The sequence below is a fragment of the Arcobacter sp. CECT 8985 genome, from assembly GCF_004116495.1.
Classification (GTDB): Bacteria; Campylobacterota; Campylobacteria; order Campylobacterales; family Arcobacteraceae; genus Malaciobacter.
In genome coordinates, this window is sequence record NZ_PDKC01000040.1 from 1 (window position 1) to 19621 (window position 19621).

At 26.2% G+C, this 19621-nt stretch carries 18 protein-coding genes; 16 read left to right on the forward strand and 2 right to left on the reverse strand.

Annotated features, from left to right (window positions below; all coding sequences use genetic code 11):
• The 3 genes from CRU93_RS14215 to CRU93_RS14220 form a co-directional block, all read left to right on the forward strand.
• The coding region (locus CRU93_RS14215) for a hypothetical protein (protein ID WP_164967684.1) at positions 1 to 205 on the forward strand (205 nt) is incomplete at its 5' end.
• 22 nt (positions 206 to 227) lie between these two features.
• Positions 228 to 1067, forward strand: coding sequence for a tetratricopeptide repeat protein (locus CRU93_RS12640; protein ID WP_129104560.1), 840 nt, complete (start codon positions 228 to 230; stop codon positions 1065 to 1067).
• Positions 1060 to 1209, forward strand: coding sequence for a hypothetical protein (locus CRU93_RS14220; protein ID WP_164967685.1), 150 nt, complete (start codon positions 1060 to 1062; stop codon positions 1207 to 1209). Before CRU93_RS12640 ends, CRU93_RS14220 begins: the two co-directional genes overlap by 8 nt.
• Before the next feature lie 7 nt (positions 1210 to 1216).
• Here CRU93_RS14220 and CRU93_RS12645 read toward each other — a convergent pair whose 3' ends face one another.
• Positions 1217 to 2449, reverse strand: coding sequence for an apolipoprotein N-acyltransferase (locus tag CRU93_RS12645; protein WP_129104561.1), 1233 nt, complete (start codon positions 2447 to 2449; stop codon positions 1217 to 1219).
• 28 nt (positions 2450 to 2477) lie between these two features.
• On the opposite strand from CRU93_RS12645, the gene yajC reads away from it, so the two are divergent.
• The 13 genes from yajC to CRU93_RS12710 all read left to right on the forward strand — a co-directional run bounded on the left by yajC (position 2478) and on the right by CRU93_RS12710 (position 17306).
• Positions 2478 to 2747: a preprotein translocase subunit YajC gene (gene yajC / locus CRU93_RS12650; RefSeq protein WP_129104562.1), complete on the forward strand. Its 270-nt coding sequence runs from the start codon at positions 2478 to 2480 to the stop codon at positions 2745 to 2747.
• A gap of 72 nt (positions 2748 to 2819) precedes the next feature.
• Positions 2820 to 4385: a protein translocase subunit SecD gene (gene secD, locus CRU93_RS12655; protein ID WP_129104563.1), complete on the forward strand. Its 1566-nt coding sequence runs from the start codon at positions 2820 to 2822 to the stop codon at positions 4383 to 4385.
• Positions 4385 to 5356 (forward strand): protein translocase subunit SecF, encoded by a 972-nt coding sequence (gene secF, locus CRU93_RS12660; RefSeq protein ID WP_129104564.1) that lies wholly within the window; start codon positions 4385 to 4387, stop codon positions 5354 to 5356. The genes secD and secF overlap by 1 nt, the downstream gene beginning before the upstream one ends.
• A 189-nt stretch (positions 5357 to 5545) precedes the next feature.
• Positions 5546 to 7117, forward strand: coding sequence for a hypothetical protein (locus CRU93_RS12665; protein WP_129104565.1), 1572 nt, complete (start codon positions 5546 to 5548; stop codon positions 7115 to 7117).
• A gap of 109 nt (positions 7118 to 7226) precedes the next feature.
• Positions 7227 to 7715 carry a hypothetical protein gene (locus tag CRU93_RS12670; RefSeq protein WP_129104566.1) on the forward strand — a complete coding sequence of 163 codons (489 nt, stop codon included), beginning with the start codon at positions 7227 to 7229 and terminating at the stop codon, positions 7713 to 7715.
• 71 nt (positions 7716 to 7786) lie between these two features.
• Positions 7787 to 8131 carry a DUF6394 family protein gene (locus CRU93_RS12675; RefSeq protein WP_099342906.1) on the forward strand — a complete coding sequence of 115 codons (345 nt, stop codon included), beginning with the start codon at positions 7787 to 7789 and terminating at the stop codon, positions 8129 to 8131.
• Positions 8131 to 10596: a leucine--tRNA ligase gene (gene leuS / locus CRU93_RS12680; RefSeq protein ID WP_129104567.1), complete on the forward strand. Its 2466-nt coding sequence runs from the start codon at positions 8131 to 8133 to the stop codon at positions 10594 to 10596. The genes CRU93_RS12675 and leuS overlap by 1 nt, the downstream gene beginning before the upstream one ends.
• A 2-nt stretch (positions 10597 to 10598) precedes the next feature.
• On the forward strand, positions 10599 to 11114 hold the full coding sequence (gene lptE / locus CRU93_RS12685; protein ID WP_129104568.1) for an LPS assembly lipoprotein LptE: 516 nt from the start codon (positions 10599 to 10601) through the stop codon (positions 11112 to 11114).
• Between the two features lie 11 nt (positions 11115 to 11125).
• Positions 11126 to 12286, forward strand: a complete 1161-nt coding sequence (locus CRU93_RS12690) for a folylpolyglutamate synthase/dihydrofolate synthase family protein (protein WP_129104569.1) — start codon at positions 11126 to 11128, stop codon at positions 12284 to 12286.
• A complete protein-coding gene (locus tag CRU93_RS12695) occupies positions 12276 to 13184 on the forward strand; it encodes a M23 family metallopeptidase (protein ID WP_129104570.1) in 909 nt (302 codons plus the stop codon). Before CRU93_RS12690 ends, CRU93_RS12695 begins: the two co-directional genes overlap by 11 nt.
• A complete protein-coding gene (locus CRU93_RS12700; protein WP_129104571.1) occupies positions 13130 to 13567 on the forward strand; it encodes a polymer-forming cytoskeletal protein in 438 nt (145 codons plus the stop codon). The genes CRU93_RS12695 and CRU93_RS12700 overlap by 55 nt, the downstream gene beginning before the upstream one ends.
• Complete coding sequence (locus tag CRU93_RS12705; RefSeq protein ID WP_129104572.1) at positions 13554 to 15680, forward strand: DEAD/DEAH box helicase; 2127 nt, start codon at positions 13554 to 13556, stop codon at positions 15678 to 15680. Before CRU93_RS12700 ends, CRU93_RS12705 begins: the two co-directional genes overlap by 14 nt.
• A 3-nt stretch (positions 15681 to 15683) precedes the next feature.
• The gene (locus CRU93_RS12710; RefSeq protein WP_129104573.1) at positions 15684 to 17306 is read left to right on the forward strand and encodes a cation:proton antiporter; all 1623 of its coding nucleotides are present in this window, start codon (positions 15684 to 15686) and stop codon (positions 17304 to 17306) included.
• 20 nt (positions 17307 to 17326) lie between these two features.
• On the opposite strand, the gene CRU93_RS12715 is transcribed toward CRU93_RS12710, so the two are convergent.
• A complete protein-coding gene (locus tag CRU93_RS12715) occupies positions 17327 to 19336 on the reverse strand; it encodes a TonB-dependent receptor domain-containing protein (protein ID WP_129104574.1) in 2010 nt (669 codons plus the stop codon).
• Positions 19337 to 19621: the final 285 nt, after the last annotated feature.

A 19621-nucleotide genomic window follows, 5' to 3' on the forward strand; every position in this document is an offset into this window, starting at 1 on the left:
TTTTACAAATAAAATAAAAAAAGAAAATCATACTTCACATATAATAATTAAAAGTTCATTAATAAATTTAAAATATAAAGTAGTATTTAAAGATTTAAATAAAATAATAAGTTCAAACCTAATACCAAAAATGGATTGTGAAATAAAAATAGAATCATTAGAACAAATAAGTTTTTCACCTGAAGATATGAAATATTTAGAATAATATAAAAAGAAAGAGGAATCAAATGAATATTAAAACAATAATAAAGATATTAATAATAGCAATAATAAGTCTAAACTTAACTGCTTGTGATGATAATAAAAGTTCAAATAATATAGAAAAAGAGAAAGAAGTTAAAATTACTCCAACTTTAGCAATGCCAGAATGGGATGATAATGCAGATAAAAGAATTAGAAAATATTGGAGCCAATGGACTGACGCAAAAAAAGACCCAAGCGCAGCAACAAAGATAGGATACTCATACTCAGAAAAATTAAAAGATTATGATAAAGCTATCAAATGGTATAAATACTCAAACTCTATGAAACCAACAGGAGTAAATTCAAATTATATGTGTTATGCATATCAAATGAAAAAAGATTATGATGAAGCAATAAAATGGTGTAAAAATGCAATTGATTTATCTAATAATGATGCTTTATATAGAATTGGTTACTTATATTCTAAAATAAAAGATTATGATGAAGCAATTAAATATTATGAAATGTCATATGAAAAAACAAAAGATAAAATGTCTGCAAATAATATAGGATTTATATATCAAGAAAAAATAAAAGATTATGAAAGTGCAAAGAAATGGTATTTAATTGGGGTAAAAGAAAATAATATGTCTTCTTTTCATAACTTATCTAGGTTATATCATCATAATTTAAATGATGATTTAAAAGCAAGTGCTTACTCTATTGCTTTGATTAATAACAAATTTACAAAAAGTTCAGTATTAAATACTTTACAAAAAACATGGAAAATCCCAAACAATATAATCCAAAAAGGTTATGAGTTACAATTAAATTCAGATGAATTTCCAATAAAATATAAAGGAAAATTAGATTTAGATGAATAAAATAATTTATATAATAATTATATTGATAGCATTTTTTGTAACAAGACATATAATTTATTCAAAACAAACTAACGAACCTGTTAGTTATGAAAGTATGAAATATGACTTGGATAATGTAAAGAATAATAGTAAATATAGATAGTAAAAATTTAAGGGTTTACTATAAAATTTTTACTATCGTTTGTCACATGATAAATCATGATATTATATTTTTTTGCATAATATCTCATAAGTATTTTTTGTAATGTAGGCTCTATTGATGGTGTAAACCAAGCGTTATTTGATATTGCAATCATATATTTTGTACCATTTAGGTTTTCAAATATTTTGTCTGTTGTTGCTTCATAACAGATGGCATTTCTAAATTTAAAACCGTTTATATTAAAATCCGTTGGTGCTTTTGCTTCTGTATAGTCACTTGCGCCATTGTAAAATACTTTATTTATAAAATCAGCAAATATTTTTGGCAGAGGAATCTTTTCTCCAAAAGGAACCAAGACAACTTTATTTGCTATTTGTACTTTATCTTTTGAAAAATAATATGTAGAGTTGAAGTAACCTTTTTTATTATATGACATAGAACCTACAATAATATCAATTTTTTTAGCTCTTCTTTTTAGATAATTTAATAAAAATTCATCTTTATTTAAAAGAATTGGTAGTGAAGTTTCAGGTAAAATAATTAAATCATATTTTTCTTGTATAGCATAATCTATTTCATCTAAATTTTTATTTATTATATTTAATCTATTGTTTTTATTCCATTTTGTATCTTGATTTATATGCATTTTTGCCATGTATATTTTTAAATCAGGTTTTTTTATACTCTTTGGATTTGAGTAGTTAAAAGCAAATAAAAGTGGAATTATGAATAAAGCTTTATATTTATTTTTTCTTGTTAGAAAAAACATAGAAACTAAAATCAAAAAGAAAGCTAATTTTGTAGTTTGAAAATACGAACTTTCAAATAGTAGTTCAAGTTTAAACCAATTAAACCCAAAAGGTTCAATAAAACTTAATGCAAAAATAGCAAAAACTCTAAATATTGGTTTTTTTATAGCATCAAGAAGAAAAAATAAAAAAGCTACAATTAAACCTATTGCTAAAATTGCAATAGGAATTAAATAAGATATATGATAATAAATAAAACTAAAAGATATCCAATAAAACCAAAATATACCAGTAAAAAAACCAGCAATAACTAAAGATATCCTAGGAATTGTAAGAAGAAAATATATTCCTGTTAATCCTAAAACTGAATTAAGGATTTTATAATTTATATCAAAATGTTGTAAGTAAATAAAACTACTAAGTAATATTGCAGTTATCAAGCCTTTTATTATAATAGTTTTGTTAAAATTAATACGTTTTATAAAAAACATAGAAAATACTTCAGAAAAAGGAATTTAAATGGGTCAAAGTGCTGATTTAATAAGTTCATTATTGCCTCTAGTTGCATTATTTGCAATTTTTTATTTTTTGATTATCAGACCACAGCAAAAACAAGCTAAAGCTCATAAGCAAATGATAGCTGAATTAAAAAAAGGTGATAAAATTGTAACAAATGGTGGCTTAATGGTAGAAATTACAAAAGTAGAAGATACTTTTTTAATTGTTAAAAACCACGACAACACTGAAATGAAATTAATGAAAGAATTTGTTACAAAACTTTTAGATTAATTTACTATTTTAAAACATACAACTTTGTATGTTTTAAATTTTCTATGTACCTCAAAAAGCTAAGGAAAATGATTGAAAATCTTAAATTATAGACTAATTATTTTTATATTAAGTATCATATTCGGAATTGTATTCTCACTTCCTTCATTTATGCAAACAGACACTGGTAAAAAAATCTCATTGGGATTAGATTTACAAGGTGGACTTCATATGCTACTAGGAGTTCAAACAAATGAAGCTGTAGCTTCAAAAATAAAAAGTATTGCAACTTCAATTAAATATTTTGCAGATGATGAAGAACTATTATTGGAAGATTTAAGTATTAGTGATGATACTATTACTTTTTCTATGCTAGATAAAGATGAAATTCCAAAAATTGAGAAAAATTTAGAAAAAATAAGCGGATTAAAAACATCTATAGATGGATTAAATGTTACTGTTACTTTAACTGATAAAGAGATAGCTAGAACAAAAGATTTGTCTGTATCTCAAGCAGTTGAAACAATAAGAAATAGACTTGACCAATTTGGGCTAGCTGAACCAACTGTAATAAGACAAGGTAAAACAGATATTGTTGTGCAACTTCCTGGTATTAAATCACAAGAAGAAGAAAAATCAGCAAGAGAACTAATCTCAAAACCTGCAAACCTTGAATTAATGGCAGTTGATGAAGAAAGAGCAGATCAAGTTTATACAATGAGTGATGCACAAGCAGCTGAATATGGAGATTTGATATTACAAGATACAAGTGATGCAAATAGATTATATTTAGTAAAAGAAATACCAATTTTAAATGGTGAACAAGTAATTGATGCAAAAGTTGCATTTGATAAATCAAATCAACCAATTATTAATTTTACTTTAAACTCAAGTGGTGCGAGAATTTTCGGAGATTTTACAGCTAAAAATGTTGGGAAAAGACTTGCCGTTGTTCTTGATGGTAAAGTATATTCTGCACCTTCAATTAGAGAAAGAATTGGTGGTGGAAGTGGACAAATTTCTGGTGGATTTACATTACAAGAAGCTGGAAATGTTGCAATTGCTTTAAGAAGTGGTGCTTTACCAGCATCTGTTAAACTTCTTGAAAAAAGAAGTGTTGGACCTTCTTTAGGTGCTGATTCAATTGAAGCTTCAATGATGGCTTTAATCTTTGGATTTTTACTTGTTGTAGTATTTATGATTGTTTACTATAGAAGAGCTGGTATTATTGCTAATATTGCATTGATTACAAATATTTTTATAATTGTGGCAGTAATGGCTATGTTTGGTGCAACTCTTACACTTCCTGGTATGGCAGGTATTGTTCTTACTGTTGGTATGGCAGTTGATGCAAATGTTATTATTACTGAAAGAATTAGAGAGTTATTAAAGCAAGGATTATCTATACCAAAAGCAGTTGAGGATGGATATTCAAATGCTATGAGAGCAATTTTAGATGCAAATATTACTACAGTTTTAGCAGCAGTAATTTTATATGCATATGGTACAGGTCCAATTAAAGGATTTGCAGTAACAATCTCTATTGGTATTTTGGCATCTATGTTAACAGCTATTTTAGGTACACACGGTATCTATGAAGCACTTATGCCAAAAATAGCAAAAGATAAAAACAGTAAAAAATGGTTTGGAGTTAACTAATGGAAATATTTAAATCAAATAAAGTATATAACTTCATGGGAAGTAGACTTCCTTTTTTAGGGTTGTCTTCAATATTATTTATTGCTTCAATTGTATTATTAATTACTAAAGGTTTAAACTTTGGTATTGATTTTGCAGGTGGAACAATTGTTCAAGTAAAATATGAAAAAGTTGCTCCCATTTCAGATATTAGACATGTATTAGCTAAAAAACCAAAATATGAAAATGCTATTATTTCAAAATTTGGAAGTGATAAAGAAGTTGTAATTAGATTATCTGGAACATCTTCGGATTTGTCAACTGATATTAGTGATAGAATCACAAAAGTATTAGCTCCAACTGGAAAGTTTGAGATAAGAAGAGTTGATATTGTTGGTCCAAAAGTTGGTGGAGAATTGAGAGAAAAGGGTATTATGGCTCTTACTCTTTCAATAATTGTAATTTTAATATATGTTAGTTTTAGGTTTGAGTGGAGATTTGCAATTGCATCTATTTTAGCCCTTATTCATGATATTACTATTGCAATGGGTGCAATATCACTTTTTTCTGTTGAAGTAAATTTAGATATTTTAGCTGCACTGTTGACATTACTTGGATATTCACTAAATGATACAATTATTGTATTTGATAGAATTAGAGAAGGTATTCAAACTTCCAAAGAGACTATTATTGAAAAAATTGTAAATGAATCAGTAAGTAAAACATTATCAAGAACAACTCTTACATCATTAACAACATTCTTTGTTGTAGTGACTCTATTTGCATTTGGTGGTGAAATTATTCACGGATTTGCATTTACCTTAGTTGTAGGTATTATTGTAGGTACTTATTCTTCAATCTTTATTGCCGCATCATTTTTAGTTCAATTAAAATTCTCAATTTTAGGATTTAGAGCTAAAGAGGCTGAAAAAGTAAAAAGACAAAAAGAAAAAGAGAGAATGAGAGCTATGTATGAGAAAGGAACAGTCTAATAAGACTGTTCTTGCATCATCTTTATAAAAGGGAAGACAGTTTTACTGCCTTCCCTTTTTTTATGTAAAAAAATCACTAATAACTTCTTGTCTATTTACATTTTATTTTACTTTTTTTGAAAAAAGTAAAAAAAGAGTCAAAGGATGAAAAGAATATAATAAATAAAATGATTTATTTAAAGAGTATCAATGTCTAATAGCGAAATATGTGAAATAATATACAAACAACTAGATAAAATTACATTTAATGAACTTACTGATGGTAAAACTTGTGATATTAAAGATTTTAAAGAATATATGATTAAAGATAATAATGAGGGTTTTAAAGGAATGTTTAAAACTGAATTGGAAAATAAAATAATTGAATTTAAAGATATAACTTTTACAAAAGAAAATAAATACATAATAGATAAGTTATACAAAATAAAGTTTTTTGATAATTGTATATTTGAGTTTGATTTTAAGATTAATTCAGAAAAAACTTATTATTTTGAGAAATGTAAATTTAGTAATAAATTGATAATAAAGAGTTGCAACCTTTTTGATGAGAATGAATTATTTGATAATTGCGATATTAATAAAATAGAAATTAATGACGAAGAAATAAATTTTAAATTATTTAACTTTTGTAAAATTAATAAATTAAATGCAAATAGAGTCATATTTAAAAAAAAACCTTTTTTTGATACTTTTAATAATCTTTTTAAGAGAAAAAATATTAATGAACAAGTATATAAAAATTTAAATTTTTATGATTGTAAATTTGAAAAAGAGTTTTTTATTGGTCAAAAATCAAGAATTGATACTTTAAAGTTTTTAAGTTGCAGTTTTTTTAGTAAGTTAAATATTAGTGTAGAATATCCAATTGAAAAGTTGAAAATTCAGTTTTGCACTTTAAACAATAAGGTTGATATTTCTAAAAATATTATTAAGAAAGATTTATGTATAGAAAATTCAATTTTTAATGAAAATATAATTTTAGATAATTCTAACGTTGATGGCTTATTATTGAAAGAAAATATTTTTAATAAATTATTTTCAATGGCAGATACAAAAATAGATTTTTTTATTTCTGAAAAAGACTCTTTTGAAATGTTAAATCTTAGACGAACTAATTTTAATAAATTAGATTTAGAAAAAATACATTATATTGGGAAAAGTGATTTATTAGGAATAGAAGGAAAAATACAGAATAGAGAAACTGCAAGAATAATAAAAGACTCTTTTGAACAACAAAACAACATAATTGAAGCAAATAAATATTATGCAATAGAGATGAAAAAAAGAGAAGAAGAGTTAACAAAAGATTTAAAAGAAGGAAAAAACTTTTTTGAATGGCTAGTATTTAAAGTACATGGAATAAGTTCTAATCATTCACAAGATTGGTTATTAGCACTTTTTTGGATTATCAGTTTTACATTTTCAATAGGAATGATAACAAATGATTTTGAAAAATACCATATTAGTTTTATAAATTTAATTCCATCTTTTTTTATATTTATTATGTCTTTAATAATAGCTAGTATACAAATAGAATTTAAAAATATTCTTCTCATAATATTTGGTTTTATCTCATATGGCTTGTATTCTATAATTAGTTGTGATTTTAATTTGTATAATGTAACAAATCATATCAATCCATTTTCAGTGATGGATAGTTGGAAAAATATCACTTTTTCAGAATTAATATATAAAATAATCATCGCATATTTAATTTATCAATTAATAATATCAATTCGTCAAAACACAAGACGTAAATGATAAAAAATTAAATAATTTTATTTGCATAAATAATCATAAAAGATGGCAAACTTTAAACAAAAATGAATTAAAATAACTAAATTAAATACCTTTTTTAAAAGGAATGGCAATGCAAACAGAAGAAAAAAATAAAAAAATAGCATGGAATAAAATCAAATATAATTTTGATAGAATATCTTCAAACCATGCAAAAGATTGGCAACTTGCGCTATTTTGGATAGTTTTATTTGAACTATTTTCTAGTATATTTGAGTATGAATTTGTAAATAAATCTCATGAATATGTAAGCTTTATTCCAAGTGGATTTTATAAAGAAATCTTAATTGCAGGACTTATCTTACCTTTTATTTGGCTTTGTGTTTATAATCTAGTGTATATGTATAAAACAAATCTAATTTACTTAGCATTATATGCAACAGTTGGAATTTATTTGATTGTTACTGAAGATGTAACATTTAATCTTCTTTTACACAATTTAAATCCCTTTGAATTAAATATTGGTGGTACTATATATTTTATTATCCAACTATTTTTTAAGTTAATAATTGCATATTTGATTTATAAATTAGTAGTAGCTTTTAGGCATCAAAAACTTTAAGACCTAAAAGCAATACTTTAGTATCTTTTGGCTATTATATATCCTTATTTATAAATCTCAAAAGGAATAATATGGATTGGGGTAAGGTTACTTATATATTTTTCTCCCTCATGTCACTTACAACAACAGCAGGATTCATTTATGAACCAAATGCAGTAGCATTATTTTTAGCAGCTGGTGTAAATGTAATATCAACAATCTTAAAAATAGGTGTAAAAAATTTATTAGCAGCTGAACTTTTAGCTAGTTCTTTAGTTGCAGATTTACACTTAATCCCAGCATTTATGGTATTAACATTTATAGGTGATGAGAGAATGGCAACTGCTTTAGCAATTGGTGCAGTTGTAGCAAATGCTTTTTCAATAGCATTAGCATTGATTGAGAGCGCAAAAAGTCAAGATAAGGATATTTATTAATGGAATATAATCCAAAAGAAATAGAGAAAAAATGGCAAACTTTTTGGAGTGAAAATAAAAGTTTTGAACCATTAGATGATAAACAAAAAGATAAAAAATATATTTTAAGTATGTTTCCATACCCAAGTGGTAGAATTCATATGGGACATGTAAGAAACTACTGTTTAGGTGATGCTTTCGCTAGATATTATAGAAAAGCAGGTTTTAATGTATTACATCCAATTGGATGGGATAGTTTTGGTATGCCAGCAGAAAATGCAGCAATAAAACATAAATCGCACCCTAAAAAATGGACTTATGAAAATATCGATTATATGAGAGAAGAACTGAGATCTTTAGGACTTTCTTTTAGTGAAGAAAGAGAGTTTGCAACTTCAGATGAATTATATACAAAATGGGAACAAGAGTTCATTATCAAGATGTATGAATCAGGACTTTTATATAGAAAATCAACAACTGTAAATTGGTGTGAGCCTTGTCATACTGTACTTGCAAATGAACAAGTAGAAGAGGGATGTTGTTGGAGATGTGGTACACCTGTTGAACAAAAACAAATGCCAGGTTATTATATTGAAATTACTAAATATGCACAAGAATTACTTGATGATTTAAAACTATTAGAGGGTTCTTGGCCAAGTCAAGTTTTAACAATGCAAGAAAACTGGATTGGAAGAAGTGAAGGTTTGGAATTCACTTTAGAGTTATCTGAAAATTCACTTTTTAAACTTGATAAAAACTTTTCATCATTTGATGTATTTACAACAAGACCAGATACAATATATGGGATGTCATACTCTGCACTTGCACCAGAACATCCAATTGTAAAATATATAGTTGATAATAAATTGCTTCCTGAAGATAAAATTTCAGCAATTAAATCTATGCAAAAAGTAAGTGAAAGAGATAGAGCTACTCAAGATAAAGAGGGTGTATCTTTAGAAATTGATGTAATTCATCCATTAACTGGTGAATTAATTCCTGTATGGGTTGCAAACTTTGTATTAGCATCATATGGTGGTGGTGCAGTTATGGCAGTTCCCGCTCATGATCAAAGGGATTTTGAATTTGCTAAAAAATATAATTTACCAATAAAACAAGTAATTTTAGGAAAAGAGGGAATTTTAGAAAATCAAACTGAAGCTTATACTCAAGAAGGTGAATTAATTAATTCTGAGAGTTTTTCTTCACTTAAAAATAATAAAGCAAAAAAAGCTATTATTTATCACTTCGAACAAAACTCACTTGGTAAAAAACAAGTTAATTTTAAATTAAGAGATTGGGGAGTTTCAAGACAGAGATATTGGGGTGCACCTGTTCCTTTTGTTCATTGTGATGATTGTGGATTGGTTCCTGAAAAAATTGAAAATTTACCAATTTCATTGCCAGATGATATAGAAATTACAGGTCATGGAAATCCTTTAGATACTCATGAATCTTGGAAAAAATGTACTTGTCCAAAATGTGGTAAAGAAGCAACAAGAGAAACAGATACATTAGATACTTTTGTTCAATCTTCATGGTATTTCTTAAGATATGCAACTGATCCTAAAAAATGGCAAACAGAAGGAATATCAAAAGAAGATAGTGATTATTGGATGAATGTTGACCAATATATCGGTGGAATTGAACATGCAATTTTACACTTACTTTATGCAAGATTTTTCACAAAAGTATTAAATGATTTAGGTTATACTCAATCAAGAGAACCATTTAAACAACTTCTTACTCAAGGAATGGTTTTAAAAGATGGTGCAAAAATGTCTAAATCAAAAGGTAATGTTGTAGATCCAGATTTAATTATGGACAAATATGGAGCAGATACTGCAAGATTATTTATTTTATTTGCAGCTCCACCAACAAAAGAGTTAGAGTGGAATGATAGTGCAGTTGATGGTGCATTTAAATTTATTAAAAAATTTGTTCAAAGAAGTGCATACGTAACAAAAGAATCTGCGCAAAATTTTAAAAATATTGAACACTCTTCTTTATCAAAAGATGAAAAAGATGCAAGAAGAAAAGTTTATGAAGCATTAAAAAGAGCAGATGATGTATTTAATAAAACATATACTTTTAATACTTTAATAGCTGGAGCTATGGAAGCATTAAATGCACTTCAAGCACAAGATAATGAATTAGTTTGGGCTGAAGGTTACTATATTTTAACAAATATTTTAGAACCAATTATTCCTCATACTTGTTGGGAATTGTCAGATAAATTATTTAATAGAATAAACTTTGATACAAAAATTGAAGTAAAAGAAGAAGTATTTGAACTTGATTCTATTATAATTGCAGTTACAATTAATGGTAAAAAAAGATGCGAAATTGAAGTGTCTCCAAGTGCAACAAAAGATGAAGTTTTAAATCAAGCAAAACAAGCAGCTACTAAGTGGTTGGAAGGTAAAGAGATAATCAAAGAGATTGTTGTACCAAATAAATTAGTAAATTTAGTTATAAAAGGTTAAAGATGAGAAAGAGTTTTTTTATTCTGTTTTCATTAGTTGCAGTATTATTATTTTCTGGATGTGGATATAAACCATCAAGTACTTATGCCAAAGAGCAAATAAACGGTAATGTTTTTGTTGATCTTTATGTAAATTTAAGAGACCCTAAAAATGCAGTTTTAATAAAAGATGCAATGAATGAAATTTTAGTTCATAGATTAGGTACAAATTTAGTATATGACAAAAAATTAGCAGATACTATTCTTAATTTAAAACTTGGGAATGTTTCTATGTCAAAGCTTCAATATGATGAACAGGGTAATACAAAACTTTATAAAGCAAATGTAAATATAAATGTAAAATACTCAAATGATAATCATACTAATAGCTTTAATGTAAGTGGAACACAAGAGTTTACAGTTGATGGGGAATATATTAATGATGCTAAGAGATTTGAAGCCATTAAATCAGCTGCTTCAAAAGCACTAGAAGAAGTAATATCAAAAATTGCAATTCAATCTTTTAAAAAAAGTGAGTAGTATTTAAGAGTATGCAAGATTTAAAAAGTGTGGCTTTAAAAGATTTTTTAGAGTACAAAACTCTATACTACGATAAAATAGATTTCTCAATAGTAAATAACTCTTGGGAAATCTTAAAAAAGCATATCAATTTACCATATGTTATACATATTGTAGGAACAAATGGTAAGGGAAGTACAGGAAGATTTTTAGCTACTTATTTATATAGAAAGAACTATAAAGTATTACATTATAGTTCTCCTCACATTAGACACTTTAATGAAAGAATTTGGCTTAATGGCAAAGATGTAAGTGACAAAGATTTAGAGTATGCACATAAAAAAATACAATCATTTTTAGACATAAAGCTATTAGAAAAATTAACATATTTTGAATATACAACACTTATTGCTTTATATTTAAGTAGTGGTTTTGATTATGTAGTTTTAGAAGCTGGTTTAGGTGGAGAGTTTGATGCAACTAATGTTGTTCCAAATAATTTAAGTTTAATTACTACAATTGACTTAGACCATCAATCATTTTTAGGAAATACAATAGAACAAATTGCTCAAACAAAAATGAGAGCTTGTGATAATCATATGATTGTAGGATATCAAGTTCATGAAAAAGTAAAAGATGTAGCTTTTGAAGTAAAAGAACAGCTAAAAAATAAAAGAGATATTTCTATTGAAATAGTAAAAAAATTTGAAAAATTTGAAATAAAAACAGATTATGCTTCATATTTAAAAAGAAATCTTCAATTAGTTATTGAAGCGTTAAAATATTTAAAAATAGATATTGATTTAGCCTTATTTGAAAATATAAAATTAAAAGGGCGATGTGAAAAAATTTCATCAAATATAACAGTTGATGTAGGGCACAATCCTCTAGCTGCAACTGTATTAGCAAATGAATTTAAAAATAAAAAGATAACTTTGATTTATAATTCATATAAAGATAAAGATTATGAAACAGTCTTAAAAATATTAAAACCAATAATTAAAGAAATAATTATTATAGATATTGAAGATAAAAGAATAGTTGATAAAAATAATTTATTAGAAATTTGTAAAAATTACAATATAATGACTAAAGCTAAACTAGAATTTGACAAAAATGAACAGTATCTTGCTTTTGGGTCTTTTTTAGTTGTAGAAAGAATAATAGAGATTTTAGATTTTGATGAAAAATAGATTAATAATTACAGTATCCGATGTACATGGAACAAAATCTTATAATATTCACCAATTTATTAGAAAATTTATAGTCATATTTTCAATAGTTGCATTATTTGTGTTGGGTGGAAGTTTTTGGTTAATTACTTATTTAAGTAGTGAAGTTTCTCATTTAAAAGAGTCTAAGAAAAAAGAAATAACAGCATTAGAACAAAAAGAAAAAATGTTATTATCTCAAAACTCTAAATATTCTGAACAGATAAAAAATAAAGCTGATGATTTAGAAGAATTAAGTTCAAAGCTTGATCATCTTGAAGAAATAATTGGAATTAAAAAAGAAGATGAAGATTTGGGGCTTATAAAAAGAGCAACTTTAGCAACAATGACAACTTCTCAGAAAGCATTTATTTTAAGAACAATACCAAATGGTAGTCCTTTAAAAACAAAAATTGTGGTTACTTCACCTTTTGGTTATAGGGTTCATCCCATAACAAAAACTAAGAAATTCCACAGGGGAACTGACTTAAGAGCAAGGATGAGAACAAAAGTTTATGCAACTGCTGATGGTATTGTAAGTTATGTAAGATCAAGAGATATTAGTGGTTATGGACGAGTTGTAAAAATTATGCATAGTTATGGTTTTCAAACAGTATATGCACATTTAAATAAAACAAAAGTAAAATTAGGTCAAGTAATTAGAAAAGGTGAACTTCTAGGGTTAAGTGGTAATAGTGGAAGAAGTGCTGCACCACATTTACATTATGAAGTTAGATATGGCATTAAAGTTATTAATCCATATAATTTTCTATATTGGAATATGAAAAATTATGAAAATATCTTCAAAAAACAAAGGAGAATTCCGTGGGAATCTTTGGTAAGACTAATAAGCGAACAGAACAAAATAGTGCAACAGTAATTGCATCTGGTACTTGTATAATTGGTGGAATAAGCACACCTGGAACAGTTCATATTGATGGAAAATTTGAAGGTGTTATTTTAGAAGCAGATGTTATTACTATAGGACAAACTGGAGAAGTTATTGGAGATATTAAAGCAAATAATTTGATAGTTAGTGGTCTTTTTGATGGTAAAATTGATTGCAATGAAGTTCATGTTTTATCTTCTGGAAAAGTTATTGGAGAAATTAGATATAACGAATTAATAATAGAAGAAGATGGTAAGTTTGAAGGGCAAGGTATTAGAAAAAGTTCAAATCTAAAAAGTAGATATTCAGAAATTGAACAAAAAATTAATAATATAATAGTTTCTCCTGCACCTTTAAGACATGGCAACAATTAAAGAGAAACTAAATCAACTTTATAAGCAAAAAGAGCAAATAGAAGAAGAGATAAAAGCTTTAGAAGCAACTCTTTTAAATACTCCTACTAAAACTAGTTTCTCTAAAGATGAAAAAATTAATATTTTTAAATCTTTATTTGTAAATAGATTTGATATTTATGCACGAAAAAGTGTAAGTAAAGACAAATCTAAACAGAATTTTTTCCCTGTTACTCAAACATTTAAAGGTGAAGATTATATTCCTTTAACAGATCAAGAAATAGAGTTGCATTTAAGGGGAATTGTTCATTTAGCTTCATATGTAATTGATTATAAAAATAGATCTAAATATGTAGTTATAGAAATTTTAGATGATGATAAGTTCAAATTACAAATTGCATTAAATTCACTCAATATAAGAGCATATTTTGAAAAAAGCCATATTTCTACATTAAGAGCTTGGATATTTTTTAATGAATATACTAGTGCTAAAAAAGCAAATTTATTTGCAAATGAAATAATTAAAAAAGCAAATATTTCAGCAAAAATATTTCCAAAGCAACATTTTGCTACAAAAGCAAATTTAGGTTCAAAAATCGAGCTTCCATTACATCTTTTTTATAGAAAAGAGAACAAAACAGTATTTATAGATATAAATACATCAAAAGTTTATGAAGATCAATGGAGTATATTGAATAATGTTTCAAAAGTATCAAAAGAACAAATAGAGAAACTTTGTGTAAATGAAGAAGTAAAAGCATTTGATTCTACTACTTTTGAACAAATAAGTTTGCCAAATTTTGAATTGAAGTTAATTATATACGATTTTTTATATATACCTACAAAAGATTTATCAAAAACATTTATAAATAAATTAAAAAGTTTTGCAAGTTTTGAAAATCCGCAAATTAAAGTTTTATTGAGTTTACGAAAACCTTTATATAATACTCCAAGAGTTATTAAAAATTTTGAAGAAGATGAAAAATATCTTAAATTACCAAGAGGTTTAATTTATCAAACATTTAAATTTTTTGATGATAATAAGGTAAAGTATAATTTAGATGATAAAAAGTTCTTTGAAAAAATAGAGACTAAAAAAGTAACATTTACTCTAAGAGATGAACAACAAGAAGCAATAACAAATATTATGAAAACAGATTTCTCTATTTGTGTTGCACCTCCTGGTTTTGGGAAAACATTAATTGGTGCTAAAATGACAGAGCTTAGATCCTGTAGTACTATAGTTGTAGTAAATAAAAACATGTTACTAAATCAATGGATTCAAAGATTTATTGATTATTTTGGATATTCGAAAAATGATATTGGATATTTAGGAAAAGGTAAAAATAAATTAAATGGAAATATTGATATTGCAACAATGCAAAGTCTAAAAAATGATCCTGATATTATAAATGATTACTCTTTTGTGATTGTTGATGAGTGCCACCATATTCCTGCTGTTACCTTTGAACAAATTATAAAACAATTTCATGGAAAATATGTATTAGGTCTTAGTGCAACACCAAAAAGAAAAGATGGACTTGATCCAATTTTATTTCAACAACTAGGTAATATCTCATATGAATATAAAAAGAAAAAGACAACAACAAATAGATTAAAAATAATAAGAACAACTTTTGAAAGTAATGCAGATAATTATGCAACATTAATAAATGAATTATGTGCTAACCAAAGTAGAAATTTATTGATTTTAAATGAAATAAAAAATAATATAAAAAGAAAGATTTTAGTTTTAAGTGATAGAATAGAACATTTAAACTTTTTAGAAAAAATGTTATCAGAAGAAAATATAGATTTTGTTTGTATTCATGGAAGTATGAATAAAAAAGAACAAAATGAAAATATGAAGCAAGTTAAGAGTAAAAGTCTAATTCTTGCAACAACATCATATTTTGGGGAAGGAATTGATTTTCCACATCTAAATACGATACTTTTTGCAACTCCTATTTCTTATTATGGAAGACTCATTCAATATTTAGGACGAGTTGGCAGAGATGGACAAGAGTGTTTAGCTATTGATTTTTTAGATTCAAAAAATGCGATGCTTAATTCAGCTTATAAAAAAAGACTTGAAGGTTACAAGCAGATGCATTATAAACAAACTATAGGATGAAAAATGTTGGGAATTATTGTTTGGACAATATTTATTGCAGTTGCTGTAAATCTACTTTTAAAAAAATTTCATTTACCTACAATTATAGGGTACATTTTTACAGGTACTATTATTGCATATTTATTTGATCTTCATAATGCAGTAAATAATCATGATTTAAAAGAAATTGCAGAGTTTGGTGTTGTTTTTCTGATGTTTACAATAGGTTTGGAATTCTCACTTCAACATCTAAATCGAATGAAAAGAGAAGTATTATTTACAGGTAGTTTACAAATTATAGTTACTACACTTTTTGTATTTTTAATTTGTATGTTTGCCTTAGGCTTTGATTATAAAACTTCACTTGTACTTGGTTCAGCCTTATCTTTATCTTCAACTGCAATTGTTCTTAAAATCTATAATGAAAATGGTGAAATTCAAAAACCTTATGGAAGAAGAGTTTTAGGGATACTTATTATGCAAGATATTGCAGTAATTCCTATTTTATTAATGATTTCAATTTTTAGTTCAGGTGCAGAAAAATCAGTATTTAATATAATTGCACATACAACAATAGCTGCAACTATATTAATATTATTACTATATGTGTCAGGAAAATATTTACTAGAACCTTTTTTTGAATATGTAAGTGAATCAAAATCTGAAGAGTTGTTTGTAGCTTCAGTTTTATTAATAGCAATTGGTGCTTCATATCTTGCACATTATTTTGGTTTTTCTTATTCATTAGGGGCTTTTATTGCTGGTATGATGATTAGTGAAACAAAATTTAAATATCAAGTTGAAGCTGACTTGATACCTTTTAGAAATTTACTTTTAGGAGTATTTTTTATAACTGTTGGTATGCAAATAAACTTTGATGTGATTATTGATAATTATTTGATTATATTGATATTATTACCTGTATTATTAACTTTAAAATATGTAATTATTTATCTATTAGTTAGAATTGATGATACAAAAAGAGTTGCTTTTAAAACTGCATTATCTTTAGTTCAAATAGGGGAATTTTCACTTGCAGTATTAGAATTAGCAAGAAGCAATTCTTTAATTAATCCTACTTATTCACAAATATTAATAGTAACAATAGTTATATCTATGATATTAACTCCAATTGTACTTAAAAACTTATCTTCTCTTGCTTCAAGACTTGTACCTGATGATACTTTTCAAATGGTTAATACTTTACAAGTTGATAAAAATACACATGGACATATTGTTGTTATTGGTTATGGACATTTGGGACAGGAAGTTGTTGAGAAGTTAAAGCTTGAAGGAAGAAAGTATTATATTATTGAACATAATACAAAATATTATAAAATTGGTAAAGATAATGATGAACCAATTATTTTTGGTAATGCTGCAAGTAAAACTATTTTAAACTCTGTAAATATAAAAAAATCAGCTGCAACAATTGTAGCAATTGATAATCCAGAAAAACTAACTTTAATTTGTGAAGTTATAAATGATTTAACTCATAACACTAAAACAATTGTAAAAGTAGGACGAAATAGCGAAGCAAAACAACTTGAAAGATTACATTTAGAACATATTATTATTGAGGATGAGGTTTTATCCCAAGCAATTGTTGATGAAACAAGAAGTTGTAGTTTGGATTTTAGAAAGTAAAGAGTTGCCTCTTTACTTTTCTAAAATTTAATATTCATAGCAAAGCTATATCTTCTTCCATCTAAAACCATACTATAATCATCTGATGTAACTTCTTCATTTGCAATGTTATAAACACCAAATTTTAGTTTTACATTTTTATTTACATCATAAACTAATCCCGCATCTGCAAAAGTATATGAAGGGTCTTTTTCTAAAGAATCTTTACCTCTTGGAATACTACCTGCAGATTTACCTCTATAATTTACTTGTGTCCATAAAAGAAGTTTTGGCATAGCTTGCCAATCAAGTCCAGCATTAAACATATGTTTTGGAATATCATTTAAAGGATCACCCTTATTTTCACCTGATTTTTGTTCAGAGTCTGTATATGTATAACTTTGTCTATATGATAAAGTAGGTGTGATTTGATAATCAGTTGTAAATTCAATACCTTGAATTTGTGCTTCATCTACATTTTCATAGGCTGTATATCCAAATGGATGACTTGGATAATTATTTCCTTTATATACGCAAGGTTGATTTGGTGGACAAAATCTATCAGTTCTGTTAATTGCATCTTTGAAATCTGTTTGAAAAAGTGTTAAACTAGCTTTAACTCCTACATCTGAATTATCATATGCAACTGCTGCTTCATAATTTATTGTTTTTTCAGGTGTTAAATCAGGATTTCCTAACATTACTCCACCTCTTGAAATTCCAGCAAAATCTGTTGCAGATTGTCTTAATGAAGGTGCTTTATAACCACTTGTAACTCCACCTTTTAAAGTCCAGTTATCAACAAGATGATAAACTAAATATGCTTTTGGGCTAAAGTGACTTCCAAACTCTTCATTGTAATCATATCTACCACTTAATGTTAAAAATAGATCATCTGTTAATGTGATTTCATCTTCTAAAAATACTGAATATTGGTATCTATCCATTTTTGTAATTGCATCACTAAGACCATTTGTGGCGCCATCTTCAAGTTTTTCTTTTTTGTAATTAATCCCCATAGATAATGCATTTGATTTAAAGAAATATGTACCTTGAGTATTTAAAGTTAATGTTTCAAACTCTACACCATTTCCAGTATCCGTATTTGTTCTTGTAGGATTTTTTGCTTTATCATAATTAACATATGAATTCATAATAAAATCATCAAATCTTAAATCATGTGCTAATGAGTAGTTATACTTTATAGATTTTTGATAAGTATCATCTTCACCCTCAGCTATACTTTTACCTTCATTCCATGTTCTTTCTTGTTTTGAGTACATATACCCAAAAGTAAGTTTATTATGTTCATCTGGAGTTAAAGTAAATTTTGTATTTATACTTTTTCTTTTGTATTCAGGATCACTTCCTTCACTTTTTGTATTATTTGCATTAAAATCACTCTCATCTTGATTTAAAAAAGAACCTGTAACAGAAAAAGATAATAACTTATCTATTAATGGAGTACTAATATATAAATTTGTTTGTATTGAATCATTATTTACTTTATTATCTGAATCTGCCATAATATATTCATTTGATATTTTTGCAGTGAATTTATCAACATTTTTCTTCGTAATAATATTAATAACTCCACCCATGGCATCAGAACCATATCTTGAAGATGCTGGACCTCTAATAATTTCAATTCTTTCAATTTCATCAATTGAAGGTAAGAAGTTCATTTGAGCACCTTTTAATTGCCCATTTAACTCAAAAGCATCTCCACCTTGCATTGGTCGACCATCTATTAAGTATAGTGTATATCCTGAATTCATACCTCTAATCATAATAGATTGATTTGAACCTCCACCTGTTACATAAACTCCTGGTACATTTTTTAATGCATCACTAATATCTGTATAAGATTTTTTTTCTAATTCTGCAGCTGTAATTACAGAAATACTTGCAGGAGCGTCAGTTATATTTTGATCAAAACCTGCTGCACTTACAACAGTTACATCTCCCACAGAGTTTTCATTAGCTGCATTTGCTAATGTTAATGAACTAAATATTGCTAATGAAGCTACTAAGTATCTTTTAAAATTCATCAATTCTCCTTGTGTTTTGTTAATAGTATTTTATAATTGAATAATGTTAAAAAAATGATATTTTGATAGTCATAATCAAAATTGATTATAAAATACATTAATAAATTACTTTATTAATGTATAAATGTAAAAAAAATTGAAAGAAATAGTAATGATACACTGTGTTTAAAAATATGCTTTGCGTGATAAGTATATATCAATGAAATAAAAAAAATTATTGGAGTTAATAATCCTATAAAATATGTAATTCCAAGGGATATACCTTTTATATTAATAAACACAAAT

Excerpts from the sequence above, each read along its gene's own strand:
- CRU93_RS12640 (WP_129104560.1), top strand. The coding sequence starts at position 228 with ATGAATATTAAAACAATAATAAAGATATTAATAATAGCAATAATAAGT.
- CRU93_RS14220 (WP_164967685.1), top strand. The coding sequence starts at position 1,060 with ATGAATAAAATAATTTATATAATAATTATATTGATAGCATTTTTTGTA.
- CRU93_RS12645 (WP_129104561.1), bottom strand. The coding sequence starts at position 2,449 with ATGTTTTTTATAAAACGTATTAATTTTAACAAAACTATTATAATAAAA.
- yajC (WP_129104562.1), top strand. The coding sequence starts at position 2,478 with ATGGGTCAAAGTGCTGATTTAATAAGTTCATTATTGCCTCTAGTTGCA.
- secF (WP_129104564.1), top strand. The coding sequence starts at position 4,385 with ATGGAAATATTTAAATCAAATAAAGTATATAACTTCATGGGAAGTAGA.
- CRU93_RS12665 (WP_129104565.1), top strand. The coding sequence starts at position 5,546 with ATGTCTAATAGCGAAATATGTGAAATAATATACAAACAACTAGATAAA.
- CRU93_RS12670 (WP_129104566.1), top strand. The coding sequence starts at position 7,227 with ATGCAAACAGAAGAAAAAAATAAAAAAATAGCATGGAATAAAATCAAA.
- CRU93_RS12675 (WP_099342906.1), top strand. The coding sequence starts at position 7,787 with ATGGATTGGGGTAAGGTTACTTATATATTTTTCTCCCTCATGTCACTT.
- leuS (WP_129104567.1), top strand. The coding sequence starts at position 8,131 with ATGGAATATAATCCAAAAGAAATAGAGAAAAAATGGCAAACTTTTTGG.
- lptE (WP_129104568.1), top strand. The coding sequence starts at position 10,599 with ATGAGAAAGAGTTTTTTTATTCTGTTTTCATTAGTTGCAGTATTATTA.
- CRU93_RS12690 (WP_129104569.1), top strand. The coding sequence starts at position 11,126 with ATGCAAGATTTAAAAAGTGTGGCTTTAAAAGATTTTTTAGAGTACAAA.
- CRU93_RS12695 (WP_129104570.1), top strand. The coding sequence starts at position 12,276 with ATGAAAAATAGATTAATAATTACAGTATCCGATGTACATGGAACAAAA.
- CRU93_RS12705 (WP_129104572.1), top strand. The coding sequence starts at position 13,554 with ATGGCAACAATTAAAGAGAAACTAAATCAACTTTATAAGCAAAAAGAG.
- CRU93_RS12710 (WP_129104573.1), top strand. The coding sequence starts at position 15,684 with ATGTTGGGAATTATTGTTTGGACAATATTTATTGCAGTTGCTGTAAAT.
- CRU93_RS12715 (WP_129104574.1), bottom strand. The coding sequence starts at position 19,336 with ATGAATTTTAAAAGATACTTAGTAGCTTCATTAGCAATATTTAGTTCA.